The sequence below is a fragment of the Sinosporangium siamense genome, assembly GCF_016863435.1.
GTDB lineage: Bacteria > Actinomycetota > Actinomycetes > Streptosporangiales > Streptosporangiaceae > Sinosporangium > Sinosporangium siamense.
Genome location: NZ_BOOW01000002.1, coordinates 61,373 through 81,817 on the forward strand (window position 1 = coordinate 61,373; position 20,445 = coordinate 81,817).

Sequence of the window (20,445 nt, forward strand, 5' to 3'; positions counted from 1 at the left end):
GCGCGGGCTGAGGTGTCATTCGCGCAATATCTGATGTGGATCATGGAGTCGACCGGCGGCGCCGGCTCCGTCTACCACATGCCCCTGCTCGTGACCTTCGACGGCGAGCTCGACGAACGTGCCCTGCTCGACGCGTGCGCAGTCGTCGTGCGCCGCCACTCCGTGCTCTCAACCGCGGTCGAGGAACGCGACGGCGTGCTGGTCGAGGTGGCGGCGGCCAACCTGCCCACCGCCGTGGCCGCGGCGCCCGCGGACCTCGACGCCTTCGTCCGCGAAGAGGTGCTCCGCCCCTTCGACCTCTTCAGAGGCCCGCTGATCCGCTTCACGCTCGTCAAACTCTCCCCGAAGCGGCACGTCCTGGTCGTGGTCGCCCACCACCTCGTCTTCGACGGCGAATCCAAGGACGTGTTCCTCCGCGACCTGGCCGCCTTCTACAACGGCACCCCGCTCCCGCGGCTGCCCTCGACCTATGCGGACCACGCGGCGGCGGAACGGGTGCGCGTCGCCGGGTTGTTGTCCGAGGCCAAGGCGTTCTGGGAGCCGCGCTGGAGCGAACCCGGCGCCGTCCATCTGCCGGGATACACCGGCTCCTCCCGCGCGGTGGCGCCGGGTGAGAGCCTGCCCTTCGCGATCGACGCCGCCAGGCTGGACGGGGCCGGGCGCATCGGGGTCACCCGCTTCGAACTCTTCCTCGCCGCACTCCACGCCGTGCTCTACCGCTACGGCAACGACCGCGTCGTCACCGCCGTCGACGTGTCCACGCGCACCCCGGAGACACGCGACCAGCTCGGCCTGTTCGTCAACGAGTTCCCGGTCGCGAGCGCCCCCGGCGGCATCACGAGCTTCCGCGATCTGGCGCTGCGGCTGCGCGCCGAACTGCGGGCCACCTATCTGTTCCGCGAGGTTCCCGTGGCTCGTGCCGTACCCCGCTTCCGGCCGCGCGCCGCGGTCGCACCCGTGTCGGTGAGCTATCGCAGGCGCAAGGCGCTGCCGGAGTTCAGCGGGCTGGACGTCAGCGTCGACTACACCGTCTTCAACCACTCCGTGCGCAGCACTCTCCACCTGCTCGTCGTGGAGGGGCCCGACGGACTCAACGCCCACGTGCAATACCGCGCCGGCACGCTTACCCCGGAGGCCGCCGCGCAGATAGCGGCCGGCCTGCGGTCGGTGCTGGAGACCGCGGCGGACGAGCCCGACGCCGCCCTCACCGCCCTCCCCGTGGAAGGCGCCGGTGTCCCGGCCGCCGTCCAGCCCGTCGCCCCGGCTGCCGGGGCGGTCACCGCCGAAGGCACCGCGCTGGCCGACGACATCCGGGCCATCTGGCAGGAGGTCCTCGGCATGAAGGGCATCGAGGACGACGACGACCTGTTCGACCTCGGAGGGCACTCCCTCACCATGACCCAGATCATCGCCCGCATGCGCAAGCGGCTTCGCATCGAGGTCTCACTCGACGCCTTCTTCGACAACCCCACCATCTCTGGCGTCGTCGCCGAGATCGAGAGAGCCGGACGTGGGTGACGTGCTCACAGAGGAGGCAGGGCCCGGCGGGCTTGCACAGCTCGGCGGGCTCTCCCGCCTCGCGGACGACGACCTGCGCACGATGCTGCTCATCCGGCACTTCGAGCTCAAGCTGCTGGATCTGTTCGACAGGGGCGAACTCAGCGGCACCACGCACACCTGCCTCGGCCAGGAATACGTGCCGGTCGCGCTCGCGCCCCTCCTCGCGCCCCTGGACCACGTGTTCAGCAACCACCGGGGCCACGGCCACTACATCGCCCGGCACCACGACCCGCACGGACTCCTCGCGGAGATCATGGGCCGCGAGGGGGCGATCTGCGCCGGCGTAGGCGGCAGCCAGCACATCCACCGCGACCGCTACCTGTCGACCGGGGTCCAGGGTGAGAGCGTGCCCGTCGCCGCGGGAGTGGCGCTGCACCTCAAGAACCGGGAGGTCGGCTCGCTGGCGTGCGTCTACATCGGCGACGGCACCTTCGGCGAGGGCGCGGTCTACGAGGCGCTCAACATGGCCGTGTTGTGGCGCCTCCCGCTGCTCGTCGTGGTCGAGAACAACGGCATCGCCCAGTCCACCCCTACCGGCAGCCAGATGTCGGGAACGGTCCGAGGGCGTGCCGAGGCGTTCGGCGCCGGTCACACGCGGCTCACCTCCCTCGACGTGAACGAGCTCAGGACCGGCCTGCGCCCCGTCGTCGACCTGGTACGACACGAGCACCGCCCCCAAGTGGTGGAGTTCGTCACCCACCGCGTCGGCCCCCACAGCAAGGGCGACGACACGCGGCCCGCGCAGGTGCTGCGCGAGGCACGTTCCAACGACTGGTACGACCTATACGCCGCCGCGCACCCGGAGCACTTCTCCTCCCTGGACGCGGCCCAGCGTGAACTCATCGCCGACATCGCCGAAGAGGTGGCCGCGAGGCCCCTGTCCACCTGGGAGCCGCCGTGCGTGTAGCCGACAACCTCAACTCGGCGCTGCACGAGCTTCTGGAACACGACCCCGACGTCTACCTCCTCGGTGAGGACATCGCCGACCCGTACGGCGGAGCCTTCAAGATCACAAAAGGCCTGTCGACGAGGTTCCCCGGCCGCGTGCTCTCCACCCCGATCAGCGAGGGCGGCATCGCCGGCGTCGCCGGCGGCCTCGCCCTCACCGGCGACAAGGCCATCGTGGAGATCATGTTCGGCGACTTCGTCGCCCTCGCCTTCGACCAGATCGTCAACTTCGCCAGCAAGTCCGTCGCGATGTACGGCAAGTCGCTGCCGCTGCGCATGGTCGTACGGTGCCCCACGGGCGGTGGCCGGGGCTACGGCCCAACCCACAGCCAGAGCCCGCACAAACATTTCATCGGCATCCCCGGCCTGTCGCTCTACGAGGTCTCGCCGTTCCACGACAACCGGGCGGTGCTGCGGGAGATGTTCGCCCGGCAGGAGCCGTGCATCCTGTTCGAGGACAAGGTGCTCTACACCCGGCACATGTACGACGCCGGAGAACTGTTCAAATGGGATGTCGACCGCGACGTCGCCCGCGTCTACCTAGATGACCCCGCGGCGGCCGACTGCGTGATCATCGCCCCCGGTGGGATGGCGCACCGCGCCATGGCCGCCATGCGCGGGCTCCTCCTCGAACACGAGGTCAACTGCCTGCTGCTCGTGCCGTCCCGGATCCACCCGTTCGACCTCGACCCGGTCATCCCGCACGTCGCGCGCGCCGGAGCCGCCGTCGTGTGCGAGGACGGCCCGGGCGGGGCCGGGTGGGGCGCCGAGGTCGCCCACCGGCTCCACACCGCGCTGTGGGGGCGGCTCGCCCGCCCCGTGGGCACCGTCCACGCCCGCGACTGCATCATCCCCGCGGCGCCCCACCTGGAGAAAGAGATCCTCGTGCAGGAGTCCACGATCCGACAGACCGTGCTGGAGGTGCTCGGTGGCTGAGCTGCGGGTTCCCAAGCTCAACAGCAACGACGACGTCTACCTGCTGGTCGAGTGGCTGGTGGAGGACGGCGCCGAGGTCAAAGCCGGACAACCGGTCGTCCTCCTGGAGACCTCCAAGGCCACCGAGGAGATCGAGAGCGAATACGCCGGGGTGCTGCGGCACCGCGCCGGAACCGGAGCCGAATACCCCCCGGGCACCGTCCTCGCCGACATCGGCGACGGCGCCGCGCCGCCGGAGGAGAGACCGGCTCCCACCCAGACCGCCCTCGCGGACGCGCCATTGGTCACCGCGCCCGCGAGGGCACTCATGGAGGAACTCGGCATCGGGGAGGAGCAGGTCCGCGCTCTGGGAGTGCCGGTGGTGCGCCGTACGGACGTCGAACGCCTGGCCGTCGCGACCTCCCCGGCCACGGCCGGCGGGGAACGCCGCCCGCTGTCCCGGGTGCAGCGTGCCGTGGCCCGTGCCGTACGGACGTCCCACGAGACGATCCCCCCGGCCGTCAGCGTGATGCGGGCGGACGTCGGCGCCGCGCTCGACCACGCGGCTCGGCTCACCAAGCTGGTGCGGCGCCCCGTCGGGCTGCCCGAACTCTGTGTGCTCGCGGTCGCCCGCCTGCATGAGCGTTTCCCGCTGATGTTCTCCCGCTTCGCCGACGACGAGACGATCGAGCTGCACCCGAAACCCCACATCGGGATCACGATGGACGCGGGGGAGGGGCTCTACGTGCCGGTGATCCGCGACGTGACCCGGCGGCCGGTGAAGGAGATCGCTACCCAGCTCATGGAGTTCAGGGTCGCGGCGGTGAACGGGGAGTTCCGGGAGGCCGACCTGGCCGGGGCGTCCTTCAGCATCGCGCTTCACCACGACGGCGACGTCACCGTCGCGATCCCCCTCATCCTCCCCGGCACCGCCTGCACCCTCGCCATCGCCGCACCACGCGTCGAACCGGTCTTCGCCCCCGACGGAACGGTAGTGGCCAAGCGGATCGCCAACCTCAGCCTGGCCTTCGACCACCGGGTGCTGAACGGCAGGGACGTCGCCGCCTTCCTCCGCGCGCTCAGGGAGTCACTGGAGGCGCCGGAGGAACTCACCGGCGATCAGAACACGTAACGCACCTTCGTCAGCTCTTCCGAGACCTCCCACAACTTGCGGGCGCTCTTCGCGTCGCGGGCGAGCGGGGCGGGTTCCACCTGCTTGGGGTAACCCCGCGACTCGAACATGCCGTCCGGGCCGATGTAGCTTCCGCCGCGCAACCCCTCCTTGGTGGCGGCGTGCAGCAGGGGCAGCGCGCCGCGCTCCTTGCTCTGCGCCACGACCTTGGTGCCCACCTTGGTGACGAGCTCACGCCACTTACTCCCCTCCATACGAGGACCCGCGATCGTGAGGTTCGTGGCGGCGTATCCCGGATGGGCCGCCACACTGACCAGGCCCGACCCGGTGGCCCGCCGGTCGAGTTCGAAGGCGAAGAGAAGATTGGCCAGCTTGGACTGGGCATAGGCGCTGTATTTGCCGTAGCGGCCTTCGGCGTTCAAATCCTTGAAGTTCATCCGGCCGGCACGGTGTGCCCCGCTGCTCACCGTCACCACCCGCGGCGCCCCCCGGCCCGCCAGCAGGAGCGGCATGAGCAGCCCGGTGAGGGCGAAGTGCCCAAGGTGATTGGTCCCGAACTGCAACTCGAAGCCGTCGGAGGTCCTGCGGTACGGCATGGCCATCACGCCGGCGTTGTTCACGAGGAGGTCGACCCCCTCGGCGTGGCGGTCCTTCATCATGTCGGCGAATTCGTGGACGGATCGCAGGTCGGCGAGGTTCAGCCGGGCCACGTGGATGTGCGCGTGCGGAAGCACGGCCCGCATCCGCGCGGCGGCCTCGTTGCCCTTGCCGGTGTCGCGACAGGCCAGCACCACCGACGCCCCTCGCCGTGCCAGCTCCCCGGCGGTGATCATGCCGAGCCCGCTGTTCGCCCCCGTGACGATAGCTGTTTTGCCAGATAGATCAGGTATGTCGGCTGCGGTCCAGCGCATGTTGCCCCCTTGGCATTTCAGGCGGGCGAACGCGTGGGCCGCCCGTGTTCGTCATACTCGCGCAGGTTGCTGAAGGCAGTCTGCGGTCGCCCCAACTCCCCGTGGTGACGTGCTCTCGTAGGGCTGCATGACGCCTTGCCATAGATGGGCAGTGAATGTCCTGCGACGCACCAAAGATCACATCTATGGCCCATACCGTAGCCGTCTTGTGGTGCCAATGTGACCGTTGAGACGTTTTTGGGGGTGGGCTTGCGGGGACCTGGAGGGCTGGAGCCACGCCATAGGCGAGTTCGGGCCGGGCTGGAAGGCGTCCTCGCCGCCCCGCCGGACGCGGCCGCACAGTCGGCCTTCAACGACGTGGGTAACCGGTTGAAATCCATGGTCCCGGGGGTGCTTGAGCAAAGTAGGAAGATCGAGCACTTGCGCAAACACATAGCCGCGTTTCCCCATCTCCCGCGCCACCCACGGCAGGAGGACCAGCGCATCGAGGACTGGAGTTGGCCGGACACCCTTCTGGCCCGGCCCGCCGACGCGTATATCCGTGAACTCACCCGTGCGGCGGACGGCGGAGTTCATGCGGTTCGATGTGCATGTGGGCCCGATGGAGAACATCGCCGGCCTGCTCGGGGAGGTGCCGGGCGACCCCATGTGGACGCACACCGCGTTCAAAGTGGACGGCGAAATCGGCTTCGAAGGCGCGGGCACCTTCCCCGTCGCCTTGGAACCCGGAGAACAGCGCCGGGTCCACCTGTTGATCCAAGTGACGAAACTGCAAACAGGCCGCTTTGCCCCATTCGCCGTCACCCAGGCCATCGGCGACTACCGCGTCGGCGGCCTGGCCGTCGCGGTCACCCCTTAGCCCCGCGACCGGCACCTCCTCGAACCGCCTAGGGCCCTCGCATCGGTCGCGGGACGGCTACGCGTGCAGGCGGAGGCGACGCCGCGTTTCGCCTGGTTGTAGTCGTCCGGCCCGACCGTTACGCGCGCAGGTGGAGGCCACGGCGAGTTTCGCCCGGTTGTAGTCGTCCGGCCCGACTCTTACGCGCGCAGGTGGAGGCCACGGCGAGTTTCGCCCGGTTGTAGTCGTCCGGCCCGACCGTTACGCGCGCAGGCGGAGGCCGCGTGGTGTCGGGTGGAAGCCGGCGGCTTCCAGGGCGGCGGCGAGTGGGGAGTCGTTGATCGGCAGGCCGTCGGCCCTCTCCACCGTGAGCTTGCCGAGGGCGCCTTCGCGGACGGCAAGGGCCAGGGCGTCCACGGCCGGCCGGATCAGGGTGTCAAACGAGCCGTCGCCGGCCTCCTGAGGCGAGAGGTGAGGGCCGTCCTCGGCGAACGACAGGAGGGTCTTGCCGCCCCGCTCCACATAAAGCACAAGGTGGCCGTCCACGAGCACCACCAGCGCGCCCGCCTTCCGCCCCGGGCGGTGGGCCACGTCGGTGAGGCGGTCGGGCCATGGGAGCGCCGCGCCGTACGGATTGGCGGGGTCGGCCGCGGCGAGGACCACCACGCGTGGGGCCTCGCGGCGCCGACTGGCGGACGGGGTAAGGGCGCGCATGCGGTCGACCGCGCCCGTGAGCGCGAACTGGGCGCCGCCGAGCCCTTCCACGAAGTAGCCCCGGCGGCATCGCCCGCTCTCCTCGAAGGCCCGCAACACCTGGTAGACCCCGGCGAACCCCCCAGGAAGCCGCTCGGCGGCGACGGCGCCCCGCGTCACGACACCGTGGCGTTCGAGCAGCACCTCCGCCTGGGCGTGGGCCCGCTGGGTCGCGTCCGGCGACGGTCCGGGCAACAACCACCACCGCCCGCCGGCGGTCGGCGGTCCGGTGCGGGTGGGCAACACGACCCGCCTGCGGCGGGAGGTGGCGGGCCGGTGCGCTGGGCGACCGGCGCCGAGCGCCGCACGCAGAGGGGCGAGGGTGTCACCCGAGACCCGCCCCGCCCACACGAGATCCCACAGGGCGGTGACCAGCGCGGGGTCGTCCAGCGAGCCGATCCGGTCGGACAGACCGCGGAAGAACAGCGCGCCTCCACCGCCCAGCGCGTCGAGCACCTGCTCATGCAGAGGCGTCATCGTGATCTCGACCGGCTCGGGCAGCAGCAGCGGCGCGGTGTCGGCGAAGTAAAGCGAAACCCAGCCGTCGCCGCCCGGCAGCCCGCCCTGCCCGGCCCAGAGCACCTCACCGGACGCGGTCAGCTCGTCGAGCATGGCAGGGGAGTAACCGGGCACCCGGCCGGGCAGCACGAGCGTCTCCAGTGCGGACGCGGGCACAGCCGCGCCTTGAAGCTGCTCGATGGCACTGACGAGAGTGTCCATCTGCCGCGCCCCGCCACCTTCGGCCCGCGAACCTTGACCGGCCCCCGCTGTGACGCCCTGCCAGACGGGGGTGAACAGGGCAAGGGTCTCGGCGGGCACCGGTTCGACCTCGCGCCGCAGACGCGCCAGCGAACGACGCCGCAGCATGCGCAGCACACCCGCGTCGCACCATTCCTCGCCCCTCCCGCCGGGGAGGAACTCGCCGCTGACGACCCGCCCCGAGCCGGCGAGGCGGGTCAGGGTGTCGCGCACCACCGCCACCCCGAGCCCGAACCTCGCGGCCGCCCCGGTCGCCGTGAACGGTCCGCGGGTGCGTGCGTGCCGTGCCAGAAGATCGCCCAGCGGGTCGTCCACAGGTTCGAGGAAGACATGCGGCACACCGACGGGCAGCGGCGTGCCGAGCGCGTCGCGCAGCCGCGCGGCATCCTCGATCGCGGCCCACAGCTCATCACCGGCGACCCGCACTCGCAGTGCCCGCCTGGTCCGCTCCAGCTCGGCCAGCCAGGCCGGGTCACCCCCGCGCACACTCACGTCGGCCGCGAGCAGCGGTCCGTGGGAACGCAGCAGGTCGGCGCAGTCTTCCATGTCACGCAGGGGAAAGACGAGCTTGGCCAGCTCGCGCTCGGCCTCCGCGACGACCTCGGGGTCGAGCAGCTCACGAAGGTCGGCCTGGCCGAGGAGCTCCGCCAGCAGCGAGGTGTCGAGCGCGAGCGCTTGAGCCCTGCGTTCGGCCAGCGGCGCGTCCCCTTCGTACATGAAAGCGCCGACATAGTTAAACAACAGCGACACGGCGAACGGCGAAGCCTGCTGAGTCTCCACCTCCACCACCCGCACCCGCCGCGCCGCGATGTCGCGCATCAGCGTGACCAGCCCCGGCACGTCGAACACGTCCTGCAGGCACTCGCGCATCGTCTCCAGCACGACCGGGAACGACCCGTAGCCGCTCGCCACCTTCAGCAGATGCGACGAACGTTGCCGCTGCTGCCACAGCGGAGTGCGCCTGCCCGGACTGCGCCTCGGCAACAGCAGCGAACGCCCAGCGCACTCCCGGAAACGCGCCGCGAACAACGCCGACCCGCCGAGCTCCTCGGTGACGATCCGCTCGATCTCCTCCGGATCGAACGCCGCCACATCGGACGGCGGATCCGTCAGCGTGTCCGGGATGCGCAGCACGATCCCATCGTCGGAGTGCACAGCCTGCACATCCACGCCATAACGCTCGCGCAACCGCCGATCGATCGCCAGCGCCCACGGGGCGTGCACCCGCGCGCCGTATGGCGAATGCACCACCACTCGCCAATCGCCCAGCTCATCGTGGAACCGCTCGACCACCAGCGTCCGGTCGTCGGGAATGTGCCCCGTCGCCTCACGCTGCTCCTTCAAATAGGCCAGCAGATTGTCCGCGGCGAACTCGTCGAGCCCCGCCGCCCGCACACGCCCCTCAGGAGCCTCGGCCGCGGCCACCTCCCGCAGAAACCCCCCGATCGCCCGCCCGAGCTCGGCGGGCCGTCCCGGCGTGTCACCATGCCAGAACGGCAACTTCCCCGGCTGCCCGGGAGCCGGCGACACGAGCACCCGCTCAGCCGTGATGTCCTCGATGCGCCACGATGTCGCCCCCAGCACGAACACGTCGCCGACCCGCGACTCGTAGACCATCTCCTCGTCCAGCTCACCCACCCGCGAACCCCGCTCACCCACGAGGAACACCCCGAACAACCCACGATCGGGAATCGTGCCCCCGCTCGTCACCGCCAGCCGCTGCGCCCCCGGCCGCCCCCGCAACGCCCCCGTCACCCGGTCCCACACCACACGAGGACGAAGCTCCGCGAACTCCTCACTCGGATAACGCCCCGCCAACATGTCGAGCGTCGCCTCAAGCGCCGTCCGCGGCAGCGTCGCGTAAGGCGCCGCCCTGCGGACCAGGGCCTCCAGCTCGTCCACCGTCCACTCGTCGACCGCCGTCATCGCCACGATCTGCTGCGCGAGCACATCGAGCGGATTGCGGGGATAACGCAGTTCCTCGATCTCCCCGCTCTTCATACGCTCGGCGACCACCGCCGTCTGCACGAGATCACCCCGATATTTCGGGAAAATGACCCCCCTGGACACCGCCCCCACCTGGTGACCGGCCCGCCCCACCCGCTGCAGACCACTCGCCACACTGGGCGGCGCCTCCACACAGGCCACCAGATCGACCGAGCCCATGTCGATGCCCAACTCCAGGCTGGAGGTCGCCACAACCGCCGGCAGCCTCCCCGACTTGAGCGCCTCCTCGATCTGCGCCCGCTCCTCCTTGGACACCGACCCATGGTGCGCCCGCACCACCTCGGCCGGCGCCCCCTTCCCCGCCCCGGCCTGCGCCATCATCGCAGCTGGCATCCCCCCGGCCACGCCGTTCCCCCAGCCCCGCCGCGCATCGCCACGATTCGCTTCACCGGCACCTCCGAGTACGGCACCGCCACCGTTGCCGAGATCCTCGCGGGGTGGCGTGCGCCCGTCGTCGCGAGGCGTCTCTACCGTCTTGCCGACCCCTTCGCCCTGGACGTCCCCTTCGCCCTGGACGTCCCCTTCGCCTTGGGCGTCCCCTTTGCTTCGGGAGTCCGCGCTATCCCTGTCCCAGGTGTGCACGCCGCTGCCTCGGCGGTCTCCGTCGTCTCCGTGGAGGTGACGGACTTCGTCACTCGCGCCGTCAAAGCCGTCTCCTGCGGCAGTGCCATGGGTGTCGCCATAGACGGGCGACATGCCCTCATCACCGGGAGCCAGGGAGGCCAGGCCACGCTCATAGGACAGCTCGTTGAGGCGGGCGCAGAGGCGCTCGGCCAGGCGGCGGGAGTTGGCGAAGACGATCGTGGAGCGGTGTCTCCCGATGAGATCCAGCAGATGCTCTTCCACATGGGGCCAGATGGACCTCCGGGTCTCCGGAGCCCACAACTCGCCTTCGCCCGCGGCCGGTTTTGGAGGGCGGTCCAGCTCGGTCATGTCCTCGACCGGGACGACCACGTCGATCTGCCACTGCTTGTCCGACGGTGGCTGCACGACGGTCGCCGGGCGAGCGCCCCCGAGGAAGGTCGCGACCTCGGCGACCGGCCGCACGGTGGCGGAGAGCCCGATGCGCTGCGCCGGACGGGGAAGCAGCGCGTCGAGACGCTCCAGACTGAGTGCCAGGTGGGCGCCCCGCTTGGTGCCGGCCACCGCGTGCACCTCGTCCACGATGACCGTCTCCACACCGCGCAGCGCCTCCCGGGCCTGTGAGGTGAGCAGGAGGAAAAGCGACTCGGGCGTGGTGATCAGTATGTCCGGCGGCTTGGTCGCGAACCGCCTGCGATCTTCGGCCGGGGTGTCACCGGACCGGATGGCCACCGAGATATCAGGCGCCTCGCCGCCCAGCCTCCTGGCCGTCTGCCGCAGACCCGCGAGCGGCGCCCGAAGGTTGCGCTCGACGTCGACGGCAAGCGCTTTGAGGGGCGACACGTAGACCACCCGGCATGTCCGCTGGCGGGCGGTGCCTCCCGATCCTTTCGCCCCCCGGCCTTTACGCCCGGCCGCCGAGCCCAGGCCGGCAGGGCTTGTGTCGGCAGGGCTTGTGCCGGCAGGGCTTGTGCCGGCAGGGCTTGTGCCGGCAGAGCTCGTGTCGGCAGGGCTTGTGCCGCCAGGGCTTGTGCCGGCAGGGCTCGTGTCGGCAGGGCTCGCATGAGCAGAACTTGTGCCGCTCCGTGCCCTGTCTCCGGAGGCCAGCCGATCGAGGGACCATAGGAACGCCGCCAGCGTCTTACCCGATCCGGTGGGGGCGACCACGAGAGTGTTGTCCCCACGCGCGATCGACTCCCAGGCCCCCTCCTGCGCGGCCGTGGGCCTGGCGAAGGCGCCCTGGAACCACTGCCTGGTCAGGCTGCTGAAATGGTCGAGCGAGCTCACAGGCCCAGTCTGCCTCCCCCCACCGACAGAACCGCCCGGCCCGCTGTCTCAAATGTCTTCCAGGCCACTTCCGCCCCTTCCATCCCTCACAAATTTCTTCGAGCCGGTAGCGGAAGGGCAGGGGCGGCTGCGAGAGCCGGCGCCGGACGCGCGTGTTCTCGTCCCCATGGCCCGCGCAGGCGGGCAGTCCCGGTGGGGAAGGGGTGCCAGACTGGGGAGATGCGTATTACGGAGTTCTGGAGACGGATGCACGCACAGTTCGGTGAGGTCTACTCCGAGTCCTGGGCACGTGACTATGTCATCGCCGAACTGGGCAGCCGCACCGTGGTCCAGGCCCTGGCCGACGGCGAGCCCGCCAAGAAGGTCTGGCAGGCCGTGTGCGTCACCGTCGATGTGGACCCCAAACTGCGTTGATCCCCAAGCCGAGTGCGACTGATCTCTGAGCCGGGTTCAAGACGCACGGCTGCCCCCAAGGAGGCGCAGGCTTCCAAGACTGCGGTCGTCTCCGCCCCCGCCGCCGAAGGTTCTCGGATCTTGACCGGACGGATTCGCGGGGGCTATCGGGTCGGCATGCGTCAGACGCGGACCGCGGTGAGGCAGGGACCGATGTGTTCACGGGGTTTGGCGGCGGTCAGTGCGCCTCCCACAGCATGTCTGCTCCTGCCGTGCCGCGCACGTCGGCACCTCGCCGAGGACTACGCGAGGGTTTGTGGCGAGCTCCAAGTCTGCTTCCGCCGTACACGCCCCCGCCTAAAGGCGTGCTCGTACGCCTCCGGCGTCATTGCCGCCCCGCGTCCCGTCTGCACCCGCCTTCGCGCCGGGCTGTCGCGATGTGCATCCGCCCTCGTGTTCGCGTCTGTTCCGGCGTTCGTGATCGCTCTACTCTGCTCCTTTTAGCGGGCATGGCGGGGATTCATGGCGTCGAGGCAAGTCGTTCACCGGCCGGGGGATGTGTCAAGATGGCGCCATCATGCCCTCCACAGTGTCGTTCCGACTCGTCAGGACTGCCGCGTTCGCCGTGGTGTGTGCCGGGCTGAGCGTGGTCGCGCACATCTTTGGTGGAGGGCAGGTCTCGGGGACGGTCGTGGTGGGGGCGTTGAGCCTCGCCTTCGTCGCGGCGTTGCCGTTCTCGGGGCGTGAGCGCACCCTGCGGGTGATTCTGCCGCTGCTCGCGGCCTTGCAAGTGGTGCTGCACGTACTGTTCGCCATGTCGCACGCCGTGCCTCAGGGAACGATGCCGGTCGGCCATGTCGAGGTTCCTCACACGGGGCTCATGCCTGACATCGGCATGCTCGTCATGCACGGGTGGGCCGTCGGGCTGACCGCGTTGTGGCTGGCTCGTGGCGAGGCGCTGCTTTGGGCGCTGCTGCGTCGCATCGGGGCGCGTCTCCGCATCCCCGTTGTCGAGCTGATCCAGCCGATCACGCTCTGGCCGGCCGTGCCGTGGGCGCCCGAGCCGCAGATCCTGCAGTCGGCGCTGCTGCGCCATGCCGTCGGCCGGCGTGGGCCGCCGACGGGCCTCACCGCCGCCCTCTGAGCTCCGGGTTCGTCCCTGGCGCCGGGGGCGCTGTCGCGGTTCCCGCACCTCGCCCGGGAGGGCGAGGTTGTGCCGACCGGCCGGTTGTGCCGTCGGCACCGTAAACCCGTGAGCCGCACTCATCCCTCTGGCTGACACGATCCATCGCCGACTCGCCGAGCCGACACCGACTCGCCGTCCTGCCGACAGTCAAGCCCGTCGGGAACGACCAGAACGTCGAGCTGCCGGAAACGTCGAGCCCGTCGGGAGCGACCAGAACGTCGAGCCCGCCGGAAACGTCGAGCCCGCCGGAAACGTCGAGCCCGCCGGAAACGACGAGCCGCCGGAAACGACTAGAACGTCGAGACAGTCCACCGCCGGGTCTAGGGCGTCGGGCGTCAGGCGTCGACCGTCTGGCGGCAGGGCTGTGATGCCGGAGACCGGATGAAGTGCGCTCAGTGACGACCGCTCACCTGCCGTCCCCACCGTGAGTTTCCCCGGTGGGCATCGCGGGTGTGCTCGGACGCGCCTAAGAAAGGCATCACGCATGAAGCTTCACCGTCCCATGAAGGCCGGTCTTCTCCTGGCCGCTGCTCTCACCGCCGCTCTCGCCGTCGGCGCGTGCGGATCCTCCGGCACCACCTCCACCGCCACCCCGGCCACCTCCGCGCCGGCGAGTCCGGCGGCGGTTCCCGCAGCCGCCGCCGGTACGGTGACCATCGTCGACCCCTGGGTGAAAGCGGCGTCGACCGGCATGACCGCCGTCTTCGGCACCCTCGTCAACAACACCGACAAAGCCGTGACCCTCGTGTCCGGTGCCACGCCTGCCGCCTCCTCCATCGAGCTCCACGAGGTGGCCGACAACAACGGCAAGATGGTGATGCGTGAAAAGCAGGGGGGCTTCGTGGTCCCGCCCAAGGGGAAGCTGACCCTGCAACCCGGTGGCGACCACATCATGATCATGGGTGTGAAGAAGGCCATCAAGCCAGGTGACCAGTTCACCTTCACCCTCACCACCGCGGACGGCGCCGACGTCGAGCTCACCGCCGTCGGCAAGGAATTCGCCGGTGGCAACGAGGAATACGAGCCCGGCTCCGACCAGCACTGACGACAGGCCCGAACGATGCGCAACTCAACGCCTGCCCAGCCGGGGCCGGGCGGGGGCGGGCTGAGCCGGCGGGGTCTCCTCGCCGGCGGTACGGCTGCCGCCGCCGCGACCTTCGCCGCCACGGTCGCCGGGAGTCCGGCCGAGGCCAACGGCGGCGTCGCCGTACCTCATGGGAGGAGTGTGGAGTCCTTCCATGGTCCTCACCAAGGGGGTGTCGCCACGCTTCCCCAGACATATGCGGTGTTCCTCGGGCTCGACCTCAGGAAGGGGACCGATCGCGACGCGTTGGGCCGGCTGATGAGGCTGCTCACCGACGACGCGCGGCGGTTGACCGAGGGACGACCCGCGTTGGCCGACACCGAACCCGAGCTGGCCGTACTGCCGGCCAGGTTAAGCGTCACCTTCGGGTTCGGCCCGGGGTTCTTCACGGCGGCCGAGGCCGAGGACCGGCGGCCGAGGTCGCTGAAGGCCCTGCCGGAGTTCAAGATCGACAAGCTGGAGAAGCGGTGGAGCGGGGGAGATCTGCTTGTGCAGATCTGCTCGGACGACGCGGTCACGTTGTCCCACGCGCTGCGCATGATCGTCAAAGACGTGCGCGCCTTTGCCGAGGTCCGCTGGCTTCAGCGGGGGTTCCGGCGTCCTCCTCACGTCGAGGCTCCGGGGCTGACCCAGCGCAATCTGATGGGGCAGCTCGACGGCACCGTCAATCACCGTCCTGGCACACCCGATTTCGATAAGGCCGTATGGGTGGCGGATGACCCCGCCTGGCTGCGCGGCGGCACGATGCTCGTGCTCCGCCGTATCCGGATGGAGCTTGAGACCTGGGACGCGGTCGACCGCGTGGCCAAGGAGTTCTCTGTGGGGCGCCGCCTGGACACGGGAGCCCCGCTGACCGGTCGCGCGGAGCACGACCCGCCTGATTTCGAGCGGCTCAACGACGTGGGGTTTCCGGTGATCTCGGAGTTCTCCCACGTGCGGAGGGCCCATGTGGCCGATCCCGGTCTGCGGATCTTCCGGAGGGCCTACAACTATGATGAGGGGCTCACCGCGCGGGGGCGCTCCGATTCGGGGTTGATCTTCGCGTCCTATCAGGCCGACATCGAGCGTCAGTTCGTCCCCATCCAGCGGAGGCTCGCGGAGGTCGATCTGCTCAACGAATGGACGACCCCGATCGGGTCTGCGGTCTTCGCCATACCTCCGGGGTGTTCGTCCTCGGGGTGGATCGGCGAGACGCTGCTCTCCTAATCGCCCCAGGTCATGTTTATGGTGGCCCGTGCCGTACGGTGCGGGCCACCAGACATCAGGGCGGATTGTCGGAGAGGGCGTCTCTGAGCAGTTGCACGGTCCTGGCTGTGGCGTCGGCGCTCATCTGGCCGTTGGGGGACCAGAGGAATTGCCATCCGTCCTTGGAGGGGGTCGCGAAGATGATGGTCTGTTTGCCTGTTGTGGGATGCCACACCCACAACATCGGGTTGTCGCCGCCGAGGAGGCGGCCCACGAGCCCGTGCTCCACAAGCTGAGCAGCGAGCGTTTCAAGATGGGTGCGGCGTTGCTGGGTGTACGTGCTGGTCACGTCTGGCACCTCGGGGTTCGTCTCCCTTCAGGATCGCCGCAGGTCAGCACTGTGGCAACAGCTGAAAGCAAGTCGCCCCTGCGCTTTCGGCCCGCACCTCGCATGTACCCCTGATCTTGTACGGCGAAGCCCGCCCAGCTCACGGCCGGAGAGCCCGGCTCGTGGTGTTGTACGGCGGAGCGGTGGGGTTGGCTGGGTATCTGGTGGGGTGTTGGCCTGTGTGTCCATATGTGCCCCCACGTGCGCGGGAGGCTTTCGGAGGTCGGCGTGTTCGGGCTGTGATCGAACAATCGTTCGGCTAGTATGAAGGCGTCGCCGTCGGCGCGTGCCGTGCCGGAAATTGTCGGTGGCAGGTCGTAGCTTTCTCTCCACTGACCAGATCCACATCCCTTTTGGGGGGGCTCCCATGGCTAACAACGACCGCGAGAAGGCCCTTGAGACCGCCCTCGCCCAAATTGAGCGGCAGTTCGGCAAGGGCTCCGTCATGCGGCTCGGCGAGGACGCGAGGGCCCCGATCGAGGTGATCCCGACGGGCGCGATCGCGCTCGATGTCGCCCTCGGCATCGGCGGACTGCCCCGGGGACGCGTCGTCGAGATCTACGGCCCCGAGTCGAGCGGTAAGACGACCGTCGCCCTCCACGCGGTGGCCAACGCCCAGCGGGCCGGCGGCATCGCCGCGTTCGTGGACGCCGAGCACGCGCTCGACCCTGAATACGCTCGGCGGCTGGGGGTCGACACCGATGCCCTGCTGGTGTCGCAGCCCGACACCGGTGAGCAGGCGCTTGAGATCACCGACATGCTGATCCGCTCCGGCGCCATCGACATCGTGGTGATCGACTCGGTGGCCGCGCTTGTGCCCAAGGCCGAGATCGAGGGCGACATGGGCGACAGCCACGTCGGCCTCCAGGCCCGTCTGATGTCCCAGGCCCTGCGCAAGCTGACCGGCGCCATCAGCTCGACCCGCACGACCGCCGTCTTCATCAACCAGCTCCGGGAGAAGGTCGGCGTCATGTTCGGCAGCCCGGAGACCACGACCGGTGGTAAGGCGCTCAAGTTCTACGCGTCGGTCCGCCTCGACGTGCGTCGCATCGAGACCCTCAAGGACGGCACCGAGCCCGTCGGCAACCGCACGAGGGTCAAGGTCGTGAAGAACAAGTGTGCGCCGCCCTTCCGCCAGGCCGACTTCGACATCCTCTACGGGTTTGGCATCTCCCGTGAGGGTGGCCTCATCGACATGGGTGTCGAGCACGGCTTCGTGCGCAAGTCCGGCGCTTGGTATACCTACGAGGGCGAGCAGCTCGGCCAGGGCAAGGAAAACGCTCGCAACTTCCTGAAGAACCACCCCGACACCGGCAACGAGATCGAGAAGAAGATCAAGGAGAAGCTCGGTGTCGGCCCCCGCGTCGACGCACCCGCCGACGCCCCCGCCGTCAAGCCGGCCACCCCCGCCGCGGGCCCTGCACCCCGCACCGCAGCCCCCGCCGCCGCGACCGGTCGCGGCGCCGGTGCCTCCGCCCGAGCGGCCAGGGCCACGGCCACGGCCCCCAAGCCGGGTGACGTCTGAGCGGACACGACACCTCCTCCCACGATCCCGATCCCGGGACGCGGGACTGGGGAGCATGGATGGACGCCGACCTTCCCGACCCCTCCGGCACAGCAGACCAGCCGCGCCGGAGGCGCCCCTTGGGCAGGGGAGGTCCTATCCGTCGGGGTGGCAAGTCCGGCCGGGGGGTTGGCGAGAGTGAAGCCGAGCTGAGTGGCCACGCCCCTTCCTCCCGCGATCCGGAGCCCGGGGCATGGGAGGAAGCCGATCCCCCTGGTTCTTCCGGTTCGGGGAGGTGGCCGCGTCGTGGCCGCTCTTCGGGCTGGGGGGTTGCTGGGAGTGGGGCTGACCGTGATCCGGAGCCCGAGGTGTGGGGGGAAGCCGATTCCCCTGACTCGTCGGGCTCGGGGAAGTGGCCGCGTCGCAGCCGTTCCTCGGGCTGGGGGCGTCGTGTTCCACAAGGGGATCAACCGGCTTGGCAGTCCGATGAGAGTGGCGCGGATCCAAGTGGTCGCGACGTCTCCTCCCACGATCCGGAGCCCGGGGGGCGGAGCGAGGCCGATGCTCCCGAGCCTCCCGGCTTGGGGAGGTTGTCGGACCGTAGCCCTTCTTGGGGACGGGAAGGCGATCTTCGACGGAGCGACCAGGTCTATGGGGATGCAGGTGAGGGGAAAGCTGAGCTGAGTGGTCACGATCCCTCCTCCCGTGATCCTGAGGTCGGGGCGAAGGACTGGAGGGCATGGGGGGACACCGAGTCCTCGGATGTGTCCGGGCGGGCGAAGCGGGGGCGCTCCTCGGGGCCTGCCCGCAAGCATGATCGGTCGGCGCGTGCCGCTGCCGAGGCTTCGCGGGATCATGCGGGGGCTGAGGGAGCTCGCCGGGAGCAGGCCGGCTGTGGCGCGGCAGGGCAGGGGGAGTTCGGCAGCGCGCTGGCCTTTCTTGGCCTTGATCCGGCTGACCCCGATCTGTTCAGGCGTGCTCGGGAGGGCGACTCCACCCGTGACCGTGCTCAACGTGACGACGCCCGCCACGAGCGTGAGGAGCATGCTCGTGAGGAGCGTGATCGTGGGGGGCGGCCGGGCGGCCGGGGAGCGGGGCGTGATCGTGCTGGATGGGGGGAGAGCGGGCAGAGGCGTGGCGGGAAGGGGCGTTCCAACAGAGGACGTTCATATGCGGAAGAGAATGCGGAGGAGAACGATCGGGGCTGGGGTGATTCAGGCCAGAGTTCCGCCCGCTCCGATGGCGTGGAGCCCGATACGGGTGAGTCCAGGGACGGCGATCGGCGGACGGGTTCGCGTGCGGCCAGGTCGGGGAGAGGTGAGCGGCGGCGGGCTGCCCTGGAGCGTGACCCGCATGCCGTCGCCCGGGAGGTCTGCCTGCGCTTGCTGACCCTCGCGCCGAAGACCAGGGCTCAGCTCGCGGACGCCCTGCGCAAGCGGGAGATCCCCGATGAGGTGGCCGAGGCGGTGTTGTCACGCTTCTCAGAGGTCGGGCTGATCGATGACGAGGCGTTCGCTGAGGCGTGGGTGAGTTCACGCCACCATGGGCGAGGTCTCGCCCGGCGTGCCCTCGCGGCCGAGCTGCGCCATCGGGGTGTCGAGGACGAGATGGTCAAGGCTGCGGTCGACCGGCTTGATCCCGACCAGGAGGTCGAGACGGCCCGCCGGTTGGTGGCCAAGAAACTGGCGTCCACCCGAGGGCTCGCCCCCGAGGTTCGGATGCGCCGGATCACCGGCATGCTCGCCAGAAAGGGCTACGCCCCCGGCCTCGCGTTCCGCGTGGTGCGCGAGGCGATGGAGGCCGAGGATCTTCCCGAGGATTCCATGGGCGGTGATCCCGACCCAGGGGAGTGGTCTTGAGCCGGCCTTGCGCATGGTGCCGTCGTTACAGCGAGGGGAGTGCGGTGATCCCGGGGAGTTCATGGCTGGTGAGGCTGATCCCGGAAAATGCTCCCGATCCGGTTGTCTCGCATGACCTGGGGTGCTGAGGACCAGAGCAGCGTGACCGGGCTGGGTGAGGGAGGGATCCTGATCACTTGGGCGAGGAGGGGGTGTGCCTTCTCAGGTGGGGAGTGCGGCTGGTGGGAGGCGGCCTACGCTGAGAGGAACCCAGGGGTGGATTGGTATGCGCTATTCGGTGGAGAAAAAGTATTCTGTCTGCTATAGCATTGATTGCGTGATTTGGCGTCTTATGTAGTGTCCATCCAATGGATCGCCAAACCGTATTTATACGCACGTAGAGTGGGTAACCCCCGACACCCCTTAACGCACAGCTCTCACTCTGGGAGGGTCCAAAAATCCCCAGTGAGACCACACTCCGTGAGTAGCGCCTGTGACTCGGCCAGGGGCCGGGGCCGGTAGCCCGAGTTGAGGCGGTCGCCATACCAAGGTTGGGCGAGCTGCCACAGAGTGGTGGCGGGAATGGCCTGGCCGACAGGGGTGTCCGTCTGGGAGGCCCACAGCTTCAGGTGTTCGGTGGAGCAGAACAGGCGGATCTTGTTGCACGTGTCCACCACATCGTCCCACCACTGAGCGGCGGGTTTGGGGATGTGCGCGATGAGGTCGGGTTCGGGCTGCTGGTGTGGGCCGACGTCAAGGCGCAGGGGTGTGGTGCATCCGGGGCAGCGCGTGTCGACGGTGACGTCGATTTTGAGGGCGGCGCTGATGCCGAAGGAGTCCCAGGCGCAGCCGCCCCACCACATGCGCTGCTCATAGGGGGCGTCGGCGGTGACGACGAACCCCATGGGCGTCGCCGAGAAGGGGTGGGCCATGCGGATGGCATCGCCGTACTCCGTGAGGACGATCGCATGTGCCTCGTGGAGCCGGATGAGGCTGTCGCGGATGCTGTGCTCGTCGACGCCCTGCTGGACCGCGAGTTCGGCGACGGAGGGTGCACGCCCCTCTTCGGCGAACGTCGTGAACACTTGTTGACGCACGTCCCAGTCGTCCATGCTGTACCTCCGTTGCCGACCATAACAGCCAAATGACATGGCTCACTATGCTTACCGCTATTT

At 69.4% G+C, this 20,445-nt stretch carries 15 protein-coding genes; 11 read left to right on the forward strand and 4 right to left on the reverse strand.

Features of this window, described 5'->3' with window-relative positions; all coding sequences use genetic code 11:
• The first annotated feature begins 12 nt into the window (after positions 1-12).
• Genes Ssi02_RS00575 through Ssi02_RS00590 form a run of 4 tightly spaced genes read left to right on the forward strand, consistent with a single transcriptional unit; the run spans position 13 to position 4,555 of the window.
• Positions 13-1,518 carry a condensation domain-containing protein gene (locus tag Ssi02_RS00575; RefSeq protein ID WP_204019856.1) on the forward strand — a complete coding sequence of 502 codons (1,506 nt, stop codon included), beginning with the start codon at positions 13-15 and terminating at the stop codon, positions 1,516-1,518.
• Positions 1,511-2,467 carry a thiamine pyrophosphate-dependent dehydrogenase E1 component subunit alpha gene (locus Ssi02_RS00580; RefSeq protein ID WP_239128476.1) on the forward strand — a complete coding sequence of 319 codons (957 nt, stop codon included), beginning with the start codon at positions 1,511-1,513 and terminating at the stop codon, positions 2,465-2,467. Before Ssi02_RS00575 ends, Ssi02_RS00580 begins: the two co-directional genes overlap by 8 nt.
• Positions 2,458-3,444: an alpha-ketoacid dehydrogenase subunit beta gene (locus tag Ssi02_RS00585; protein WP_204019858.1), complete on the forward strand. Its 987-nt coding sequence runs from the start codon at positions 2,458-2,460 to the stop codon at positions 3,442-3,444. Before Ssi02_RS00580 ends, Ssi02_RS00585 begins: the two co-directional genes overlap by 10 nt.
• Positions 3,437-4,555, forward strand: a complete 1,119-nt coding sequence (locus Ssi02_RS00590; protein WP_204019860.1) for a 2-oxo acid dehydrogenase subunit E2 — start codon at positions 3,437-3,439, stop codon at positions 4,553-4,555. Before Ssi02_RS00585 ends, Ssi02_RS00590 begins: the two co-directional genes overlap by 8 nt.
• On the opposite strand, the gene Ssi02_RS00595 is transcribed toward Ssi02_RS00590, so the two are convergent.
• Positions 4,543-5,466, reverse strand: coding sequence for an oxidoreductase (locus Ssi02_RS00595; RefSeq protein WP_204019861.1), 924 nt, complete (start codon positions 5,464-5,466; stop codon positions 4,543-4,545). The genes Ssi02_RS00590 and Ssi02_RS00595 overlap by 13 nt on opposite strands.
• 541 nt (positions 5,467-6,007) lie before the next feature.
• On the opposite strand from Ssi02_RS00595, the gene Ssi02_RS00600 reads away from it, so the two are divergent.
• On the forward strand, positions 6,008-6,325 hold the full coding sequence (locus tag Ssi02_RS00600) for a hypothetical protein (protein ID WP_204019863.1): 318 nt from the start codon (positions 6,008-6,010) through the stop codon (positions 6,323-6,325).
• A 240-nt stretch (positions 6,326-6,565) separates the two neighbouring features.
• On the opposite strand, the gene Ssi02_RS00605 is transcribed toward Ssi02_RS00600, so the two are convergent.
• A complete protein-coding gene (locus Ssi02_RS00605; protein WP_239128477.1) occupies positions 6,566-11,692 on the reverse strand; it encodes an Lhr family helicase in 5,127 nt (1,708 codons plus the stop codon).
• Positions 11,693-11,911: 219 nt separating this feature from the next.
• On the opposite strand from Ssi02_RS00605, the gene Ssi02_RS00610 reads away from it, so the two are divergent.
• From Ssi02_RS00610 to Ssi02_RS00625, 4 genes are all read left to right on the forward strand, one after another.
• Positions 11,912-12,106, forward strand: a complete 195-nt coding sequence (locus Ssi02_RS00610; protein WP_204019865.1) for a DUF3046 domain-containing protein — start codon at positions 11,912-11,914, stop codon at positions 12,104-12,106.
• Between the two features lie 556 nt (positions 12,107-12,662).
• Positions 12,663-13,229, forward strand: coding sequence for an MFS transporter (locus Ssi02_RS00615; protein ID WP_204019867.1), 567 nt, complete (start codon positions 12,663-12,665; stop codon positions 13,227-13,229).
• A 526-nt stretch (positions 13,230-13,755) separates the two neighbouring features.
• Positions 13,756-14,316, forward strand: a complete 561-nt coding sequence (locus Ssi02_RS00620) for a copper chaperone PCu(A)C (protein ID WP_204019869.1) — start codon at positions 13,756-13,758, stop codon at positions 14,314-14,316.
• A 15-nt stretch (positions 14,317-14,331) separates the two neighbouring features.
• The gene (locus Ssi02_RS00625; RefSeq protein WP_204019871.1) at positions 14,332-15,561 is read left to right on the forward strand and encodes a Dyp-type peroxidase; all 1,230 of its coding nucleotides are present in this window, start codon (positions 14,332-14,334) and stop codon (positions 15,559-15,561) included.
• A 55-nt stretch (positions 15,562-15,616) separates the two neighbouring features.
• On the opposite strand, the gene Ssi02_RS00630 is transcribed toward Ssi02_RS00625, so the two are convergent.
• Entirely contained in the window at positions 15,617-15,889 is a 273-nt protein-coding gene (locus Ssi02_RS00630) for a hypothetical protein (RefSeq protein ID WP_204019873.1), read from the reverse strand.
• Positions 15,890-16,295: 406 nt separating this feature from the next.
• On the opposite strand from Ssi02_RS00630, the gene recA reads away from it, so the two are divergent.
• Complete coding sequence (gene recA / locus Ssi02_RS00635) at positions 16,296-17,453, forward strand: recombinase RecA (RefSeq protein WP_204019876.1); 1,158 nt, start codon at positions 16,296-16,298, stop codon at positions 17,451-17,453.
• A 59-nt stretch (positions 17,454-17,512) separates the two neighbouring features.
• Positions 17,513-19,291 carry a recombination regulator RecX gene (gene recX / locus Ssi02_RS00640; RefSeq protein ID WP_204019879.1) on the forward strand — a complete coding sequence of 593 codons (1,779 nt, stop codon included), beginning with the start codon at positions 17,513-17,515 and terminating at the stop codon, positions 19,289-19,291.
• A 416-nt stretch (positions 19,292-19,707) separates the two neighbouring features.
• Here recX and Ssi02_RS00645 read toward each other — a convergent pair whose 3' ends face one another.
• The gene (locus Ssi02_RS00645) at positions 19,708-20,382 is read right to left on the reverse strand and encodes an alkylmercury lyase family protein (RefSeq protein ID WP_204019882.1); all 675 of its coding nucleotides are present in this window, start codon (positions 20,380-20,382) and stop codon (positions 19,708-19,710) included.
• Positions 20,383-20,445: the final 63 nt, after the last annotated feature.